The sequence below is a fragment of the Duganella sp. GW821-FHT07G03 genome (genome assembly GCF_059418605.1).
Genome location: NZ_JBWKQE010000063.1, coordinates 1 through 607, shown reverse-complemented (window position 1 = coordinate 607; position 607 = coordinate 1). Strand labels below are relative to the sequence as shown.

Genomic DNA, 607 nt, shown 5'->3' with positions numbered 1-607 from the left:
GGCTGTAGCTCAGCTGGTTAGAGCACCGTGTTGATAACGCGGGGGTCGTTGGTTCGAGTCCAACCAGCCCTACCAGTCTTACCCAATGGGGGATTAGCTCAGCTGGGAGAGCACCTGCTTTGCAAGCAGGGGGTCGTCGGTTCGATCCCGTCATCCTCCACCAAGAGTTCAAATGTAAGCGACGCCAAGTGGGCGCATGTTTAGATTTGATCTTTTAGAGACCAAGTGCTGTACGTTCTTTAACAATCTGGAAGAAGTAAGTAAATTTTTATGTACCCATGCGGGGAACCGCGTGGGTGGGTAATGATTGTATGTATCAACAAACGCAACAACGTAGTACTTCTTATTCCTATAAACGCTCCTTGTTTAGTCGCAGGGGCTAACGTTATAGGGACAAGTGAATAAGTGCACATGGTGGATGCCTTGGCGATTACAGGCGATGAAGGACGTAGTAGCTTGCGATAAGCTGCGGGGAGCTAGCAAACAAGCTTTGATCCGCAGATTTCCGAATGGGGAAACCCGGCCTTTTAGGTCATTGCATACTGAATACATAGGTATGCAAAGCGAACGCGGCGAACTGAAACATCTAAGTAGCTGCAGGAAAAGA

1 tRNA gene and 1 rRNA gene are annotated in these 607 nt (G+C 48.8%); both read left to right on the top strand.

What is annotated here, in order from left to right:
• Window positions 1-87 precede the first annotated feature (87 nt).
• A tRNA-Ala gene (locus AC07OK_RS30770) sits at window positions 88-163 on the top strand.
• A gap of 228 nt (window positions 164-391) precedes the next feature.
• Window positions 392-607 (top strand): 23S ribosomal RNA (locus AC07OK_RS30765); the annotation flags it as partial.